This window comes from Streptomyces sp. NPDC029296 (assembly GCF_055569255.1).
On record NZ_JBVHXT010000028.1, the window covers coordinates 89,512 to 107,132 of the forward strand.

Annotated in this window: 12 protein-coding genes; 8 read left to right on the plus strand and 4 right to left on the minus strand. The window is 72.7% G+C overall.

Translation table 11 applies throughout. The features are described from left to right. The first annotated feature begins 159 nt into the window (after nt 1-159). Nucleotides 160-1,578 (plus strand): sugar porter family MFS transporter, encoded by a 1,419-nt coding sequence (locus tag ACZ4W9_RS24235; protein WP_467939149.1) that lies wholly within the window; start codon nt 160-162, stop codon nt 1,576-1,578. Nucleotides 1,579-2,278: 700 nt separating this feature from the next. Here ACZ4W9_RS24235 and ACZ4W9_RS24240 read toward each other — a convergent pair. Together ACZ4W9_RS24240 and ACZ4W9_RS24245 are read right to left on the minus strand one after the other, a co-directional pair. Continuing rightward, nucleotides 2,279-2,467 carry a hypothetical protein gene (locus ACZ4W9_RS24240; RefSeq protein WP_467939151.1) on the minus strand — a complete coding sequence of 63 codons (189 nt, stop codon included), beginning with the start codon at nt 2,465-2,467 and terminating at the stop codon, nt 2,279-2,281. A gap of 116 nt (nt 2,468-2,583) precedes the next feature. Further along, on the minus strand, nt 2,584-4,038 hold the full coding sequence (locus ACZ4W9_RS24245; RefSeq protein ID WP_467939153.1) for a cytosine permease: 1,455 nt from the start codon (nt 4,036-4,038) through the stop codon (nt 2,584-2,586). A gap of 170 nt (nt 4,039-4,208) precedes the next feature. Here ACZ4W9_RS24245 and ftsY point away from each other — a divergent pair, with 170 nt between their 5' ends. After that, nucleotides 4,209-5,420: a signal recognition particle-docking protein FtsY gene (ftsY, locus tag ACZ4W9_RS24250; RefSeq protein ID WP_467939155.1), complete on the plus strand. Its 1,212-nt coding sequence runs from the start codon at nt 4,209-4,211 to the stop codon at nt 5,418-5,420. 102 nt (nt 5,421-5,522) lie between these two features. Here ftsY and ACZ4W9_RS24255 read toward each other — a convergent pair whose 3' ends face one another. Next, nucleotides 5,523-6,179, minus strand: a complete 657-nt coding sequence (locus ACZ4W9_RS24255) for a bifunctional DNA primase/polymerase (RefSeq protein ID WP_467939157.1) — start codon at nt 6,177-6,179, stop codon at nt 5,523-5,525. A gap of 457 nt (nt 6,180-6,636) precedes the next feature. Between ACZ4W9_RS24255 and nsdA the strand changes: the two genes are divergently transcribed. From nsdA to ftsH, 6 genes are all read left to right on the plus strand, one after another. Then, on the plus strand, nt 6,637-8,121 hold the full coding sequence (gene nsdA, locus ACZ4W9_RS24260) for a transcriptional repressor NsdA (RefSeq protein WP_467939159.1): 1,485 nt from the start codon (nt 6,637-6,639) through the stop codon (nt 8,119-8,121). Nucleotides 8,122-8,459: 338 nt separating this feature from the next. Continuing rightward, on the plus strand, nt 8,460-9,797 hold the full coding sequence (locus ACZ4W9_RS24265; RefSeq protein WP_467939161.1) for an ammonium transporter: 1,338 nt from the start codon (nt 8,460-8,462) through the stop codon (nt 9,795-9,797). Next, a complete protein-coding gene (locus ACZ4W9_RS24270) occupies nt 9,794-10,132 on the plus strand; it encodes a P-II family nitrogen regulator (RefSeq protein ID WP_030612756.1) in 339 nt (112 codons plus the stop codon). The genes ACZ4W9_RS24265 and ACZ4W9_RS24270 overlap by 4 nt, the downstream gene beginning before the upstream one ends. Nucleotides 10,133-10,161: 29 nt before the next feature. Then, on the plus strand, nt 10,162-12,618 hold the full coding sequence (locus ACZ4W9_RS24275) for a [protein-PII] uridylyltransferase (protein WP_467939163.1): 2,457 nt from the start codon (nt 10,162-10,164) through the stop codon (nt 12,616-12,618). 131 nt (nt 12,619-12,749) lie between these two features. After that, entirely contained in the window at nt 12,750-14,300 is a 1,551-nt protein-coding gene (gene ffh, locus ACZ4W9_RS24280; RefSeq protein ID WP_467939165.1) for a signal recognition particle protein, read from the plus strand. 103 nt (nt 14,301-14,403) lie between these two features. Beyond that, a complete protein-coding gene (gene ftsH, locus ACZ4W9_RS24285; RefSeq protein ID WP_467939167.1) occupies nt 14,404-16,344 on the plus strand; it encodes an ATP-dependent zinc metalloprotease FtsH in 1,941 nt (646 codons plus the stop codon). Nucleotides 16,345-16,353: 9 nt separating this feature from the next. Here ftsH and ACZ4W9_RS24290 read toward each other — a convergent pair whose 3' ends face one another. Continuing rightward, on the minus strand, nt 16,354-17,196 hold the full coding sequence (locus tag ACZ4W9_RS24290; protein ID WP_467939169.1) for an SAM-dependent methyltransferase: 843 nt from the start codon (nt 17,194-17,196) through the stop codon (nt 16,354-16,356). Nucleotides 17,197-17,621 lie beyond the last annotated feature (425 nt).

Here is a 17,621-nt window from a genome sequence, read left to right on the forward strand (position 1 = left end):
CTCACAGTCGTTGAAGTATTGACTTCGAAACTTGAAGGCATAGTCTCTGCAACGTTGCTTTTACCTTCAGGTGTAAGTGGCCCCCGCGTGTGCGCCACTGGAGACCTGGAAGGGCTCGCCCCCACCCGGCAGCGTTGCCGTGGCCCGAGGAGTTACACCGTGACCAGCACAGCGCAGGCACCTCAGTCAGGAGCCAGAACGGCTCACCCCGAACATCTCGGGCACGTCATCTTCATCGCGGCGGCTGCCGCCATGGGCGGCTTCCTCTTCGGCTACGACAGCTCCGTGATCAACGGCGCCGTCGAGGCCATCCGGGACCGCTACGACATCGGCTCCGCCGCCCTCGCCCAGGTCATCGCGATCGCGCTGATCGGCTGCGCCATCGGCGCCGCCACCGCCGGCCGCATAGCCGACCGCATCGGCCGCATCCGCTGCATGCAGATCGCCGCCGCCCTCTTCACCGTCAGCGCCGTCGGCTCCGCGCTGCCCTTCGCGCTGTGGGACCTCGCCTTCTGGCGGATCATCGGCGGCTTCGCGATCGGCATGGCCTCCGTGATCGGCCCGGCCTACATCGCCGAGGTCGCCCCGCCCGCCTACCGCGGCCGGCTCGGCTCCTTCCAGCAGGCCGCGATCGTCGTCGGCATCGCCGTCTCCCAGCTGGTGAACTGGGGCCTGCTCAACGCCGCCGGCGGCGACCAGCGCGGCAAGCTGATGGGCCTGGAGGCCTGGCAGGTCATGCTCGGCGTGATGGTCGTCCCGGCCGTCCTCTACGGCATGCTGTCCTTCGCGATCCCCGAGTCCCCCCGCTTCCTGATCTCCGTCGGCAAGCGCGAGCGCGCCCGTGAGATCCTCGCCGAGGTCGAGGGCAAGGACGTCAACCTGGACGCCCGCGTCGCCGAGATCGAGCACGCGATGAAGAGCGAGCACAAGTCGTCCTTCAAGGACCTGCTCGGCGGCTCCTTCTTCTTCAAGCCGATCGTCTGGGTCGGTATCGGCCTGTCGGTCTTCCAGCAGTTCGTCGGCATCAACGTCGCGTTCTACTACTCCTCGACGCTGTGGCAGTCGGTCGGCGTCGACCCGTCGGACTCGTTCTTCTACTCCTTCACCACCTCGATCATCAACATCGTCGGCACCGTGATCGCGATGATCTTCGTGGACCGCGTCGGCCGCAAGCCGCTCGCCCTCATCGGCTCGGTCGGCATGGTGGTCGGCCTGGCGCTGGAGGCCTGGGCGTTCAGCTACCACCTGGTCGACGGCAAGCTGCCGAGCACCCAGGGCTGGGTCGCCCTGATCGCCGCCCACCTGTTCGTCCTCTTCTTCGCCCTGTCCTGGGGTGTGGTGGTCTGGGTCTTCCTCGGCGAGATGTTCCCGAACAAGATCCGCGCCGCCGCCCTCGGTGTCGCCGCCTCCGCGCAGTGGATCGCCAACTGGGCCATCACCGCGAGCTTCCCGTCGCTGGCCGACTGGAACCTCTCCGGCACCTACGTGATCTACACCATCTTCGCCGCGCTCTCCATTCCGTTCGTCCTGAAGTTCGTCAAGGAGACGAAGGGCAAGTCCCTGGAGGAGATGGGCTGAGCCTCGTCCCGAGGCCCCCGAACTCGGGGAGAAGGGCCAAGTCCCCGCTGCCCCTCTCCTCGAACCGTCCGCCGCCCCCCGTCCCGGCCCACCGCCCGGACCGGGGGCGGCGGTGTCGTACGGTCGGCCCGGATCGGCCCGCCAGAGCCGGAACCCCCCGCTCCGTGAGCGGCCCCAGGCTGCGCCATCCCTCCTCCACCGGCATCCCGCCCGCGGCCGGACGCGGCCACCAGGCCGTCCGGTCCCGGCGCCACGCGCGCGGCGGATCCCCGCCGTACCCGGCCCACGTCCGGCCCGGGCCCTCGGCGAGGTGGAGCAGCGGGGTCCGCACGGCCGGCGTCGTCGTCCGGCCCCCGGGCCGGTGCCGTACTCGGCGGGCCGTTTCCTGTCATACGCCTCCGGCTCCGGAGGGCGTGCGCTGGGGAAGAACGGCGGGCCGAACCGGGCGACCCGGGGCACGGCGGCGTTCGCCGAGCCGCCGGCCGGCGGCAGGGGCGCGGCCGGGTGCACGGGCGGGGGCGAGCCGTGCCCCGCGGCCCCGGCGCTCGAACCCGTGGCCGCTCCACGCCGTGAGCAGCGTCCGCGGCAGCTCGCCCTGGAGCCGGTCGCGCCGCCGCAGGCCGACGCGGGACACCGCGTACTCCCCGGGCCGACAGCCGACAGCCGACAGCCGACAGCCGACAGCCGCTCCCGGCCACGGTCACCAGCCGACCCCGCTCAGCGGTCCAGCGCGGTGATGCCCCTCCCGCCGCAGCGGGTCCTGCGGCGGGCCGATCGCCGCCGACACCGTCACCGCGATCCGGCGGGCGGCCCCGGGCACGGCGCCCGCGAGGACGAACGGCGACGGCAGCCGGTCGCTCTCCGCGCCGTGGTGCTCCTCGGTCCGCATGCGACGAAGTCGAGACGCGCGGCCGTGACGGGCATGCGAAGTCCCCCTCCGGTACCGCTCGGTGGAGGGGGACGTCAGCTGTCGGTGCGGGCAGGTGGCCGAGGGGCCGGCCGGGGTCAGACGCCGCTGGCCGCGGGCTGCCCGGCGACCTCGTCGGCCGCCGCCTGCGGCGCGACCGTGGCCGGCTTCGGCAGCGCCAGGTACAGCGCACCGGAGATCACGATCGTGGCGACCCAGCCGAGGCCGTACTCGCCGACCACGTTGTTCGTCGCCAGCGGGCCGGTGAACCAGTCGGAGGTGGTGAACATCAGCCCCGACACCAGGCCGATCGCCCAGGCGGCCACGGCCGCGGGGGAGAAGCCGCCCTTGTACCAGTAGGCGCTGGCGCGGGTGGTGTCGGCCATGGCCCGGCCGTCGTACTCGGTGCGGCGGAACATGTCCGCGCCGAACACGCCGACCCACGCGGAGAACGCGACCGCCAGCAGCGACAGGAAGGCGATGAAGGAGCCCATGAAGCTGGTGGCCACCAGCATCAGCACCCCGCCGAACACCAGCGAGATCACCGCGTTCACCGACACCGCCCAGTGCCGGGGCACCTTGAAGCCGAGGGTCTGCGCGGTGAAGCCCGCCGAGTACATCGACATCGAGTTGATCAGCAGCATGCCGATCAGCGCGATGAACAGGTACGGCACCGCGATCCACGTCGGCAGGATCTCGCCCAGGAAGGACACCGGGTCGCTCGCCGAGGCCAGGTCCGGGGTGGAGACCGCCATCACCGCGCCCATCAGCACCATCGGCAGCACGACGACACCGGCACCGCCCACCGCCGTGCCCACGATCGCCTTCGAGGACGCCGTACGCGGCAGATAGCGGGTGAAGTCCGGTGCGGACGGGATCCAGCTGACCCCGCCCGCCGCGATCATGCCGACGCCGGTGATCACCGAGGCCGTGGAGCCGGCGCCCTGGTGCGCCACCTTCGACCAGTCCGTGTCCGCCACCAGGTAGCCGAGGACCAGCACCGAGAAGACACCGAAGAGGTACGTCGCGTACTTGTTGCACTTCTGCACGGCGTTGATGCCGAGCCCGGAGATGGCGAAGGTCGCCACGACGAACGCCAGCAGCGTCACCATGTCCAGCACGCTGTTCGCCTTGATGCCGAACAGGATGTCCAGGATGGTGAGCACCGCGTACGCGCCGGTCACCGCGTTGATCGTCTCCCAGCCCCAGCGCGCGACCCAGATCAGCGAACCGGGCAGCAGATTGCCGCGCTGCCCGAAGACCGCGCGCGACAGCGCCATGCCGGGCGCGCCGCCCCGCTTGCCGGCGATGCCGATCAGACCGACCAGGCCGTACGACACGACCGGCGCGGCCACCGCCACGACCAGGGCCTGCCAGATGTTCAGGTGGTAGGCCACGACCAGGCTCGCGCCCATGGTCAGCAGCAGCACGCTGATGTTGGCGCCGACCCATGTCGGGAACAGCTCCCGGGTCCGCGCGGTGCGTTCGTGATCGGGGACCTGCTCGATGCCGCGGGTTTCGAGAGCGCCCTCGGTCTCGACGGATGTGCTCATGAAAGAGGTGCCTGACATGGGGGGAAGGGGGACGTGGGGGACTCTACGCGCGTGGATAGAGGTGTCACCATCGTACTTTGCTCCGAGTCCTCGTGTTAAGTGGCCTTTGTCTCTCGGAGGAAGCCACAAACGGGGTTCTCGCGGATCCCATGGCCGATACTGGTCGGGTTATGGAAACCGTCATCCTTGCTGTAGTCATCGCCGTGGTCGTGCTCGGCGCGCTCGGCGGGCTGATCGTGGGCAGCCGGCGCCGGAAGCCGCTGCCCCCGCCGCCCCCGAAGGCGCCCGACATCACCGCGCCCCCGGCCGAGCCGCATGTCGGCGAAGAGGCCGAGACGCCGCGCGACGAACCGCGCCGGACGATCGAGGAGGTGGATCTCCCGGGCGGCCCCGCACCGGTCGTCGTCGAGGAGCCCCCCGCCGGCCCCGCCGTCGAGGTTCCCGAGCTCGAGATCCCGGAGCCCACCGCGGGCCGCCTGGTCCGGCTGCGCGCCCGCCTGTCCCGCTCGCAGAACGCCCTGGGCAAGGGCCTGCTCACGCTGCTCTCCCGCGAGCACCTGGACGAGGACACCTGGGAGGAGATCGAGGACACGCTGCTCACCGCCGACGTCGGCGTGCAGCCCACCCAGGAACTGGTCGAGCGCCTGCGCGAACGCGTCAGGGTGCTCGGCACCCGCACCCCCGAGGAACTGCGCGGCCTGCTCCGCGAGGAACTCCTCACGCTGGTCGGCACCGATGTCGACCGCACCGTGAAGACCGAGCCCGAGGGCCGCAAGCCCGGCATCGTGATGGTCGTCGGCGTCAACGGCACCGGCAAGACCACCACCACCGGCAAGCTCGCCCGGGTGCTGGTCGCCGACGGCCGCACCGTCGTGCTCGGCGCCGCCGACACCTTCCGTGCCGCCGCCGCGGACCAGCTCCAGACCTGGGGCGAACGCGTCGGCGCCCACACCGTGCGCGGCCCCGAGGCCGGCGACCCGGCCTCCGTCGCCTTCGACGCGGTGAAGGAGGGCAAGGAGATGGGCGTCGACGTGGTGCTGATCGACACCGCGGGACGCCTGCACACCAAGACCGGCCTGATGGACGAGCTGGGCAAGGTCAAGCGCGTGGTGGAGAAGCACGCGCCGCTGGACGAGGTGCTGCTCGTCCTGGATGCCACCACCGGGCAGAACGGCCTGGTGCAGGCCCGGGTGTTCGCCGAGGTCGTGGACATCACCGGCATCGTGCTGACCAAGCTGGACGGCACGGCGAAGGGCGGCATCGTGGTCGCGGTCCAGCGCGAGCTGGGCGTGCCGGTCAAGCTGATCGGGCTCGGCGAGGGCGCCGACGACCTCGCGCCGTTCGAGCCGGAGGCGTTCGTGGACGCGCTGATCGGCGACTGAGTGTCTTCGGCCTGGGAACGTTCCTAGGCCGAGCAGGGCGAGAGCGAGCGCCCGTCCCCGAGCCGTGACCAGGGGCGGGCGCTCGCTCCTTTCCCGGTCGCCCTACGGCCGCGACCGGTGCGCCACATAGGCCAGCGTCCCCAGCAGCAGCCGGGCCGCCGGCGGTCGCGTCGCCGAGTCCAGGACGGGCGGGCGCAGCCAGCGCGCCGGGCCCAGGCCGCCCCGGTCGGAGGGCGGGGCGGTGATGTGGGTGCCGGGGCCGAGGCCGCGCAGGTCCAGCTCGGCCGGATCGTCCCAGCCCATCCGGTACAGCAGCCGGGGCAGATCGGCGGCGGCGCCGGGGGCGACGAAGAAGTGGGCGCGGCCGTCCGGGGTGGCGGCGACCGGCCCCAGGGGCAGACCCATCCGCTCCAGCCGGACCAGCGCACGGCGGCCGACCGGTTCCGACACCTCGATGACGTCGAACGCGCGGCCGACCGGCAGCATCACCGCGGCCCCCGGGTACTCGGACCAGGCCTTGCCGACCTCGTCCAGCGTGGCCCCGGCGGGAATCGGGGACGCGAACTCCAGCGGATGCGCGCCCGGCGCCGGGCAGTCCGACCGCCCGCACGAGCAGGCGCCCCCGGCGGCCCGCGCCCCCGGCACCACGTCCCAGCCCCACAGTCCGGTGAACTCGGCGACGGCGGTGCACTCCGCCAGGCGCCCGCGCCGACGCGTGCCGGAGCGGATCTCGCGGATGCCGCCGATCGTGAAGCCCATGCCCCCTCCAACGGGTCCTGCGCGCCGGTGGTTACGACACGGAACGAAGCGGAAGCGGAACGTAACGCTACGGCTCCGCCTTCCCGTGCGGTCACGCGGTCAATGCGGCGCCTTGGAGCACGCCAGGTGGCGCGACGGGATGTGTGCGCCCCTGAGTGCACCGCTCCGCCGGGTTTCCGCCCACCTCCGCCAGTCAATCGCGCGGCGGCAATCGTGTGTCCATTCGAAGGGGTGGCGAATGGTGGCGTTTCCGGGACGCCCGTGACTGGAGGGTGATCACGAGATTACTCTGAGTGTGCGAGTTCAAGGGGGCGCATGCATCCGGTGGGTATGCCGGAGGCAAGCCGTCAGCTCGTTCGAAGGGTGAGAATGGCCGGACGGGAGGCGTTATTTACCGGCATTCTGATAAGGCTTGGCGCACTAGGTGACAAGTGGTCTCAGGAATGGGGGCATCCCAGTGGGCGGCAACGGCGGTAGCGGTACGAGCGCTGAAAAGCGCCCCAACGAACTGCTCGGCTCGTGGTTCGTGCGCAGCGGCTGGTCCAAGGGCGAGCTGGCCCGGCAGGTGAACCGCAGGGCACGCCAGTTGGGCGCCAACCACATCTCGACCGACACCTCGCGGGTGCGCCGCTGGCTCGACGGGGAGAACCCGCGCGAACCGATCCCGCGCATCCTGTCCGAGCTGTTCTCCGAACGCTTCGGCTGCGTGGTCTCCATCGAGGACCTCGGCCTGCGCGCCGCCCGTCAGTCGCCCGCCGCCTCCGGGGTCGACCTGCCCTGGACCGGCCCGCAGACGGTCGCCCTGCTCGGCGAGTTCTCCCGCAGCGACCTGATGCTCGCCCGGCGTGGCTTCCTCGGCACCTCCCTCGCCCTGTCCGCCGGCCCCTCCCTCATCGAGCCCATGCAGCGCTGGCTCGTGCCCGCCCCCGGCTCCCCGGCCCCCGCCCGGCCCGCCCCCGCCCCCGTGCCCGACCCCTCCCGGCCCGGCCGGCTCTCCCGGCCCGAGCTGGAACTGCTGGAGTCCACCACCCGCATGTTCCGCAAGTGGGACGCCCAGTGCGGCGGCGGACTGCGCCGCAAGGCGGTCGTCGGCCAGCTGCACGAGGTCACCGACCTGCTCCAGGAGCCGCAGCCCGAGGCCACCACCCGCAAGCTCTTCCAGATCGCCGCCGAGCTGGCCGAACTGGCCGGCTGGATGTCGTACGACGTCGGCCTCCAGCCCACCGCGCAGAAGTACTTCGTGCTCGCCCTGCACGCCGCCAAGGAGGCCGGCGACAAGCCGCTCGGCTCCTACATCCTCTCCAGCATGAGCCGCCAGATGATCCACCTCGGCCGGCCCGACGACGCGCTGGAACTGATCCACCTCGCCCAGTACGGCAGCCGCGACTGCGCGAGCCCGCGCACCCAGGCCATGCTGTATGCGATGGAGGCCCGCGCCTACGCCAATATGGGCCAGCCCGCGAAGACCAAACGCGCCGTCCGCATGGCCGAGGACACCTTCGCCGAGGCCGGCGACTGGGACGAGCCGGACCCCGACTGGATCCGCTTCTTCTCCGAGGCCGAGCTGTACGCGGAGAACTCCCACTCCTTCCGCGACCTCGCCTACAACGCCGGCCGCAGCCCCAGCTACGCCTCCCTCGCCGAACCGCTCATGCGGCGGGCCGTGGAACTGTTCGCCGACGACTCCGAGCACCAGCGGTCGTACGCGCTCAACCTCATCGGCATGGCCTCCGTGCACCTGCTCCAGCGCGAGCCCGAGCGCGGCACGCGGTACGCGGCGCGGGCCCTGGACGTCGCCAAGAAGGTCCGCTCCGAACGGGTGAACACCCGGATCCGCAAGACGGTCGGCACGGCCGTACGCGATTACGGCGACCTGGCCGCCGTCGTCGACCTTTCCGAGAAGCTCGCCGTCGACCTGCCGGAGGCCGCCGAGGCCGGGTGATCCCGGCACCCCCGCCCCGGCCGCGGCCGGTCCTCCCGAACTGCCCGACTCGGCTCCCCCATGCCAGGTCATCGAGAGGACCGCCGCGGCCGGTCCGTTCCCCCACGGGGACACCCCGCGCGAGGTCGCGCCACGATAACGAGCGGCGCGGCCCGGCAACTCCCGCTTCACCGACGCGTAACACACAGGGCGCCTTCGTCACCCCGGCGAAACAACGAGGGGCGCGAACCGAAACCGCGCTGCGCGAGTCTCGTGGCGCACTACCGGCCCACCCCTCACCCGACCGGACCGCCAGGCACCGCCCGCACGGGGCCGTACCAATCGACGAGGAGACGCCGATGGCACCAGCCATCATGCTTGCGGCGGACGCACCCAGACTGTCGTCCGCCAACACAGGCTTCATGCTCATCTGTTCCGCCCTGGTGATGCTCATGACCCCGGCCCTGGCCTTCTTCTACGGAGGCATGGTCCGCGTCAAGAGCACCCTGAACATGCTGATGATGAGCTTCATCAGCCTCGGGATCGTCACCATCCTGTGGGTGCTCTACGGCTTCTCCCTCGCCTTCGGCAACGGCAACGGCCTCCTCGGCTACAACGCCGACTGGATCGGCCTCGGCGACATAGGCCTCACCGAACTCTGGGACGGCTACACCATCCCGGTCTTCGTCTTCATGGTCTTCCAGCTGATGTTCGCGATCCTCACCCCCGCCCTGATCAGCGGCGCCCTCGCCGACCGGGTGAAGTTCTCCGCCTGGGCCCTCTTCGTCACCCTGTGGGCCACCCTCGTCTACATCCCCGTCGCCCACTGGGTGTGGGCCTCCGACGGCTGGGCCTTCAAGCTCGGCGTGATCGACTTCGCGGGCGGCACGGCGGTCCACATCAACGCCGGCGCGGCGGCGCTCGGCGTCATCCTCGTCATCGGCAAGCGCGTCGGCTTCAAGCGGGACCCGATGCGCCCGCACAGCCTCCCGCTGGTCATGCTCGGCGCCGGACTGCTCTGGTTCGGCTGGTTCGGCTTCAACGCCGGCTCCTGGCTCGGCAACGACGACGGCGTCGGCGCGCTGATGTTCGTCAACACCCAGGTCGCCACCGCCGCCGCGATGCTGGCCTGGCTCGCCTACGAGAAGATCCGGCACGGCGCCTGCACCACCCTCGGCGCCGCCTCCGGAGCGGTCGCCGGACTGGTCGCCATCACCCCCTCCGGGGGCGCGGTCTCCCCGCTCGGCGCGATCGCCGTCGGCGCGATCGCCGGCGTCGCCTGCGCCGCGGCCGTCGGCCTGAAGTTCAGGTTCGGCTACGACGACTCCCTCGACGTCGTCGGCGTCCACATGGTCGGCGGCATCCTCGGCTCCCTGCTCGTCGGCTTCTTCGCCACCGGCAAGGGCCAGTCCACCGCCACCGGCGTCTTCTACGGCGACCACGGCTTCGACCAGCTGTGGAAGCAATGCGCGGGCGTCTTCGCGGTCCTCGCCTACTCCCTGATCGCCTCCGCCGTGCTCGCCTTCCTCCTCGACAAGACCCTCGGCATGCGGGTCACCGAGGACGAGGAGATCTCCGGCATCGACCGGGCCGAACACGCCGAGACCGCATACGACTTCAGCGGCGCGGGCGGCGGGGTCACCGCGGCCGCCGCCGGCGCCCCGGCCGCCGTACAGACCCGGAAGGTGGACGCATGAAGCTCATCACCGCAGTCGTCAAGCCCCATCGGCTCGACGAGATCAAGGAAGCCCTCCAGGCCTTCGGCGTGCACGGACTCACCGTCACCGAGGCCAGCGGCTACGGCCGGCAGCGCGGCCACACCGAGGTCTACCGCGGCGCCGAGTACACCGTCGACCTCGTCCCCAAGGTCCGCGTCGAGGTGCTGGCCGAGGACGACGACGCCGAGCAGCTGATCGAGGTCATCGTCAAGGCCGCCCGCACCGGCAAGATCGGAGACGGCAAGGTGTGGTCCCTGCCGGTGGAGACCGCCGTCCGCGTCCGCACCGGCGAGCGCGGTCCGGACGCCCTCTGAGCAGGACCGACAAGAAGAGGAGTCGCCGGGTGACGGGCACGGACACGTACACGGAAACGGAAGACCCGGGGCCCGGCGGCTACGCGGCGGCCCGGCTGCGCCTCCTCACCGAGGACGCGCGGTCCGGGCCGCCGCGCCGTTCCGCCCTCGCCGGACTGACCGACGACTGGCTCGCCGGACTGTTCACCGCGGCGGCCGGCCCCGCCAGGGGCGTCTCCCTCGTCGCCGTCGGCGGCTACGGCCGCGGCGAGCTGTCCCCGCGCAGCGACCTCGACCTCGTCCTGCTGCACGACGGCTCCGACCCCGCCGCCGTCGCCGCCCTCGCCGACCGGATCTGGTACCCGGTCTGGGACCTCGGCCTCTCCCTCGACCACTCCGTCCGCACCCCCGCCGAGGCCCGCACCACCGCCGCCGAGGACCTGAAGGTCCACCTCGGCCTGCTGGACGCCCGCCACCTCGCCGGCGACAGCACCCTCACCGCCGGCCTGCGCACCGCCGTCCTCACCGACTGGCGCAACCAGGCCGCGAGGCGCCTGCCCGAACTCCGGGACCTGTGCGCCGAACGCGCCGCCCGCCAGGGCGAACTGTGCTACCTGCTCGAACCCGACCTCAAGGAGGCCCGCGGCGGCCTGCGCGACGTCACCGCGCTGCGCGCCGTCGCCGCCTCCTGGCTCGCCGACGCCCCCCGCGAGGGACTGGCCGACGCCCGCCGCCGCCTGCTCGACGTCCGCGACGCCCTCCACCTGGCCACCGGCCGCGCCACCGACCGGCTCGCCCTCCAGGAACAGGACCAGGTGGCCGCCGGACTGGGCCTGCTCGACGCCGACACCCTGCTGCGCCAGGTCTACGAATCCGCCCGCGTCATCGCGTACGCCGGCGACGTCACCTGGCGCGAGGTGGGACGCGTCCTGCGCTCCCGCGCCGTACGGCCCCGCCTGCGCGCCCTCATCGGCGGCGGACGGCCGGCCACCGAACGCTCGCCCCTGGCCGAGGGCGTCGTGGAACAGGACGGCGAGGTGGTGCTCGCCCGCGCCGCCCGCCCCGACCGCGACCCCGTCCTCCCGCTGCGCGCCGCGGCCGCCGCCGCGCAGGCCGGCCTGCCGCTCTCCCTGCACGCCGTACGGCGCATGGCCGCCACCGCGCGCCCCCTGCCCACCCCCTGGCCCGCCGAGGCCCGCGAACAACTCGTCACCCTCCTCGGCTCCGGCCGCCCGACCGTCGAGGTCTGGGAGGCGCTGGAGGCCGAGGGCCTGATCAGCCGCCTGCTCCCCGACTGGGAACGGGTCCGCTGCCGCCCCCAGCGCAACGCCGTCCACATCTGGACGGTCGACCGGCACCTCATCGAGACCGCCGTCCGCGCCTCCGCGCTCACCCGCCGGGTCGGCCGCCCCGACCTCCTGCTGGTCGCCGCCCTGCTGCACGACATCGGCAAGGGCTGGCCCGGCGACCACTCGGTGGCCGGCGAGATCATCGCCAAGGACGTCGCCGCGCGGATCGGCTTCGACCGCGCCGACGCCACCGTGCTGGCCACGCTGGTCCGCCACCACCTGCTGCTCGTCGAGACCGCCACCCGCCGCGACCTGGACGACCCCGCCACCGTCCGCTCCGTCGCCGCCGCGGTCGGCACCGAGGGCACCCTGGAACTGCTGCACGCCCTCACCGAGGCGGACGCCCTCGCCACCGGCCCGGCCGCCTGGTCCTCCTGGCGCGGCTCCCTCGTCGCCGACCTGGTCCGGCGCGTCCGCGGCGTCCTCGCCGGGGCCGCCCCCGACGAACCCGAGCCCGCCGCGCCCACCGCCGAGCAGGAACGGCTCGCCGTCGAGGCCTTCCGCACCGGCGGCCCGGTCCTCGCCCTGCGCGCCCAGACCGAGCCCCTGCCCGGCGCGGAGCCGCCGCCCGGCGAACCGGAACCCCTCGGCGTCGAACTCCTCATCGCCGTCCCCGACCAGCCGGGCGTCCTGCCCGCCGTCGCCGGGGTCCTCGCCGTGCACCGCCTCACCGTCCGCACGGCCGAACTGCGCGCCCTGCGCCTGCCGGCGGACGTGGACGACGACGGCACGATCCTGCTCCTCGACTGGCGGGTCGCCGCCGAGTACGGCTCCCTGCCCCAGGCGGCCCGGCTGCGCACCGACCTCGTGCGCGCCCTGGACGGCTCCCTGGACATCGCCGGCCGCCTCGCCGAACGCGACGCCGCCTACCCCCGCCGGCGCGGCTGGACCGCCCCGCCGCCCCGGGTCACGGTGGCCCCGGCCGCCTCCCGCCACGCCACGGTCATCGAGGTCCGCGCCCAGGACGCCCCCGGCCTGCTGCACCGCATCGGCACAGCCCTGGAGAAGGCGGGCGTCCGGGTCCGGAGCATGCACGTGTCGACGCTGGGGGCCAACGCGGTGGACGCGTTCTACGTCACGACGGGCACGGGCGCGCCGCTGCCGGCCGGGGACGCGTCCTCGCTGGCGGGTGTGCTGGAGGAGACGCTGCGGGGGTGACCTCGTGCCGCGCCGGCGCGGCCCCGCCGGCGCGGGTTCACCCACCCGGACGGGCGGGGGCGAATCGCTTGCGCGGCCAGATACCCTGGAGGACGACTCAGACAGCCGCCGACGCGAGGACCTACGCCGCCGTGTTCGATACTCTCTCCGACCGCCTCACAGCCACCTTCAAGTCCCTGCGGGGCAAGGGCAGGCTCAGCGAGGCGGACATCGACGCCACGGCCCGGGAAATCCGCATCGCGCTTCTCGAAGCCGACGTGGCCCTCCCCGTCGTCCGGGCGTTCGTCAAGAACGTGAAGGAAAGGGCGCTCGGGGTCGAGATCTCCAAGGCCCTCAACCCGGCGCAGCAGTTCATCAAGATCGTCAACGACGAGCTGGTGGACATCCTGGGCGGCGAGACCCGGCGGCTCCGCTTCGCCAAGCAGCCGCCCACCGTGATCATGCTGGCCGGTCTCCAGGGCGCCGGCAAGACCACGCTCGCCGGCAAGCTCGGCAGGTGGCTCAAGGAGCAGGGCCACTCCCCGCTGCTGGTCGCCTGCGACCTCCAGCGCCCCAACGCCGTCAACCAGCTGAGCGTCGTCGCCGAGCGCGCCGGCGTCGCGGTGTACGCGCCGGAGCCGGGCAACGGCGTCGGCGACCCGGTGAAGGTCGCCAAGGACTCCATCGAGTTCGCGAAGTCCAAGGTCCACGACATCGTGATCGTGGACACCGCCGGCCGCCTCGGTATCGACGCCGAGATGATGCAGCAGGCCGCCGACATCCGCGACGCCGTCTCCCCGGACGAGATCCTGTTCGTGGTCGACGCGATGATCGGTCAGGACGCCGTCAACACCGCCGAGGCCTTCCGCGACGGCGTCGGCTTCGACGGCGTGGTGCTCTCCAAGCTCGACGGCGACGCCCGCGGCGGTGCCGCCCTGTCCATCCGGCAGATCACCGGCAAGCCGATCATGTTCGCGTCGAACGGCGAGAAGCTGGACGACTTCGACGCGTTCCACCCGGACCGGATGGCCTCCCGCATCCTCGACATGGGTGACCTGCTCACCCTGATCGAGCAGGCGGAGAAGACCTTCAGCCAGGAAGAGGCCGCCAAGATGGCCTCGAAGCTGGCGTCCAAGAAGGGCCAGGACTTCACCCTGGACGACTTCCTGTCCCAGATGGAGCAGGTCAGGAAGATGGGCAGCATCAGCAAGCTGCTCGGCATGCTCCCGGGCATGGGCCAGATCAAGGACCAGATCGCCAACCTGGACGAGCGGGACGTCGACCGCACCGCCGCGATCATCAAGTCGATGACCCCGGCCGAGCGCCAGGACCCGACGATCATCAACGGCTCCCGCCGCGCCCGTATCGCCAAGGGCTCCGGCGTCGACGTCAGTGCGGTCAAGGGCCTGGTCGAGCGGTTCTTCGAGGCCCGCAAGATGATGTCCCGCATGGCCCAGGGCGGCGGCATGCCGGGCATGCCGGGGATCCCGGGCATGGGCGGCGGCCCCGGCCGGCAGAAGAAGCAGCAGAAGAAGGCCAAGGGCAAGCAGCGCTCCGGCAACCCGATGAAGCGCAAGCAGCAGGAGCTGGAGGCGGCCCAGCGCCGCGAGGCCGCCGCGCAGGGTGGCGGCGCCTTCGGCCTGCCGGGCCAGCAGGACCAGGACTTCGAGCTGCCGGACGAGTTCAAGAAGTTCATGGGCTGACCCGGCCCACCGGGCCCGGCCCGTACGCCGCTGGGGGCGTCCTTCCACCGGAAGGGCGCCCTCAGCGCATGCCGGTGCGGGGAGGGTGTCGTACCGTCCCGGTATGAGCAACCCCGCTCCGCCGCGCAAGTCGCCGGACCAGCCCTGGCGCACCGAGGGCGCCCCGGAGGAGCCGCAGCGGCAGCCCCCCGGCGGGCGCGGGATGCGGGGCGGCTGGTGGCGGCTGATCCTCACCGCGCTGGTCGTGTACCTGATCGCGAACCTGGTGCTGTCCTACGTCGACCAGGCGAACGAGCCGACGATCTCGTACACGGAGTTCAGCAGGCAGGTGGACGGGGGCAACGTCGCCAAGATCTACGCCAAGGGCGACTCCCTCCAGGGCCAGCTCAAGAAGGAGCGCGAGAACCCGGAGGGCGGCGGCGGGTACACCAAGTTCAACACCGAACGGCCCTCGTTCGCGGACGACGACCTGTGGGCGAACCTGACCCGGCACAAGGTCACCGTGACCGCCGAGCCGGTCGTCCAGCACCGCAGCTTTCTCGCCAACCTGCTGATCTCGCTGGCGCCGATGCTGCTGCTGATCGCCGTCTGGGTGTTCGTCGCCCGGCGGATGAGCGCGGGGCTCGGCGGTCCCGGCGGGATGCTCGGCCGCAAGGCGCCGCCCAAGCCGGTGGAACTGGTGCCGGGGGAGAAGCGCACCACGTTCGCCGACGTGGCCGGCATCGACGAGGTCGAGGCCGAGCTGAACGACGTCGTCGACTTCCTGAAGAATCCCGACGCCTACCGCCGGATGGGCGCCAAGATGCCCCGGGGCGTGCTGCTCGCCGGGCCGCCCGGCACCGGCAAGACGCTGCTGGCGCGGGCGGTGGCCGGGGAGGCGGGCGTGCCGTTCTTCTCGGCTTCGGCCTCCGAGTTCATCGAGATGATCGTGGGGGTGGGCGCCTCCCGGGTGCGGGAGCTGTTCGCGGAGGCCCGCAAGGTGGCGCCGTCGATCATCTTCATCGACGAGATCGACACCATCGGGCGGGCGCGTGGCGGCGGCGCGTCGATGGGCGGGCACGACGAGCGCGAGCAGACGCTGAACCAGATCCTCACCGAGATGGACGGTTTCTCCGGTTCGGAGGGCGTGATCGTGGTCGCGGCCACCAACCGCGCCGACATCCTCGATCCGGCCCTGACCCGCCCCGGCCGCTTCGACCGGGTGGTGCAGGTCTCGCCGCCGGACCGCGGCGGACGCGAGGCCATCCTGAGGATCCACACCCGCGAGATCCCCCTCGCCGACGACGTCGACCTCGGGCAGGTGGCCCGCACGACACCGGGCATGACCGGCGCGGAACTGGCGAACCTGGCCAACGAGGCCGCGCTGCTCGCGGTCAAACGGGGGCAGGGGCGGGTGACCCGCGCCGACCTGTCCGAAGCGCTGGAGAAGGTGCAGCTCGGGGCGGAGCGCCCGCTGGTGATGCCCGAGGAGGAGCGCCGGCGCACCGCGTACCACGAGAGCGGGCACGCGCTGCTGGGCATGCTCCAGCCGGGCGCCGATCCGGTCCGGAAGATCACGATCGTGCCGCGCGGCCGGGCGCTGGGCGTCACCCTGTCGACGCCGGAATCGGACAAGTACGCGTTCACCGAGGAGTACCTGCGCGGCCGGATCATCGGCGCGCTGGGCGGGATGGCGGCCGAGCAGGTGGTCTACGGCGTGGTCACCACGGGGTCCGAGAGCGACCTGGAACAGGTCACCGGCATCGCCCGGGGCATGGTGTCGCGCTGGGGCATGAGCGAGCGGGTCGGCCGGCTGTCCGCGCTGCCGAACGACGCCCAGCAGGCCTACGGACTCGCCGCCGCCCCGCAGACCCTCGACGTGATCGACGCCGAGATGCGGCGGATCGTGGACGAGTGCTACGCGGAGGCGTGCCACAAGCTCCGCGACCACCGGGGGCAGCTCGACGCGCTCGCGCACGCCCTGCTGGAGAACGAGACGCTGGAGGAGGCGGACGCCTACCGCATCGCCGGCATCACCCGCCTCGGCAAGGACGGCGAAGCCTAGACCCGGGACCTAGGGAACCCGGGCAATGAGGTAGCGGAAGACATTCGGCATCCACACCGTGCCGTCCGGGCGGCGGTAGGGGTGCAGGGCCTCCGTCAGCTCCTTGTCGACCTGCCGGGCGTCGGTCGCCGCGATCGCCGCGTCGAACAGCCCGGTCGACAGCAGCCCCCGCACGGCGCTGCCGAGGCCGGCGTACCCGAACGGGCAGGCGACCCGGCCCGAGCCGTCCGGGCGCAGCCCGGCTCGGGCGGCGGCCTCCTCCAGGTCGTCGCGCCGGGCGGGCCGCCAGCCGCGCGCCCCGGGCAGCGGGTCGGCCAGCGCGGCGGCCGTGCGCAGCACCGAGGTGGTGGCGCAGCGCTCGGGCGGCCCCCAGCCGGTCAGCACCACGGCCGCCCCGCGCGCGGCCAGCGGCAGCGCGCCGGCGAGCGACTCGGCGAGCCCGTCGGCGTCGCCCGGCTCGAAGACGGCCACCAGCGTGTACGGCTCCCCGCCGGCCGGGTCGGCGGGCAGGGTGTCGAGGAGCTCCGGGGCCGTTCGCGGGCGCGTGCCGCCGGACGGGACGTCCGGCAGCAGGCGGGCGTGCGCGAGGGCGAGCCGTTCCGGGAAGGCGGTCTCGACGCCGGTGACCGCGGCGCCCCGGGAGGCCGCCAGCAGCAGGGCGAGCCCGGACCCGCAGCGCAGCCCCAGCAGCCGGCCGGGGGAACCCACGCCGAGCCGGTCGTACACGGCCTCGAAGAGCGGTACGAGCATCCGCTCCTGGATCTCGGACCAGTCACGCGCGCGTGCGCTCGGGTCCACGCGGAGTGCCGGGTCCGCGTGGACCACGTGCTGCCGCACGAGCGTAGGTGTCATGGAAGCGCCCCAATCCGCCGACAGTTCGCCGCTGTACCCGGGTGTGGCCCCCGTGGAGTGCCGCGCACATCCCACGTATGCCAGGTAACTCCCGGCCCGCTGTGCCGTCCAGGGGTCTTGGGGTCCGGCTTGGCCGTGGGACGCGGGTGTGGCGAGAATTCACATCCCGGCAACCTGGGGGGCCGTACGGTGGCCGCGAGCGGGGCGGCGGCGCGCGGCCGGCGGGGCGGGCCGGTGGCGGGCGGTGCGGCGGTACCCGGTAACGTCACGCGGGCGGTGACGCCGGCCGGGACGGGACGGCGGACCGCGAGCGGCCGGATCCGCCCCTCGCGGGGCCGGCGGCCCGTGTCGCCCCCGGGCCCACCGTCGGTGCGTAGGGCCGACTACGCACCAGCTTGTGCGGAGCTGTGACGCTTCTCCGCAGA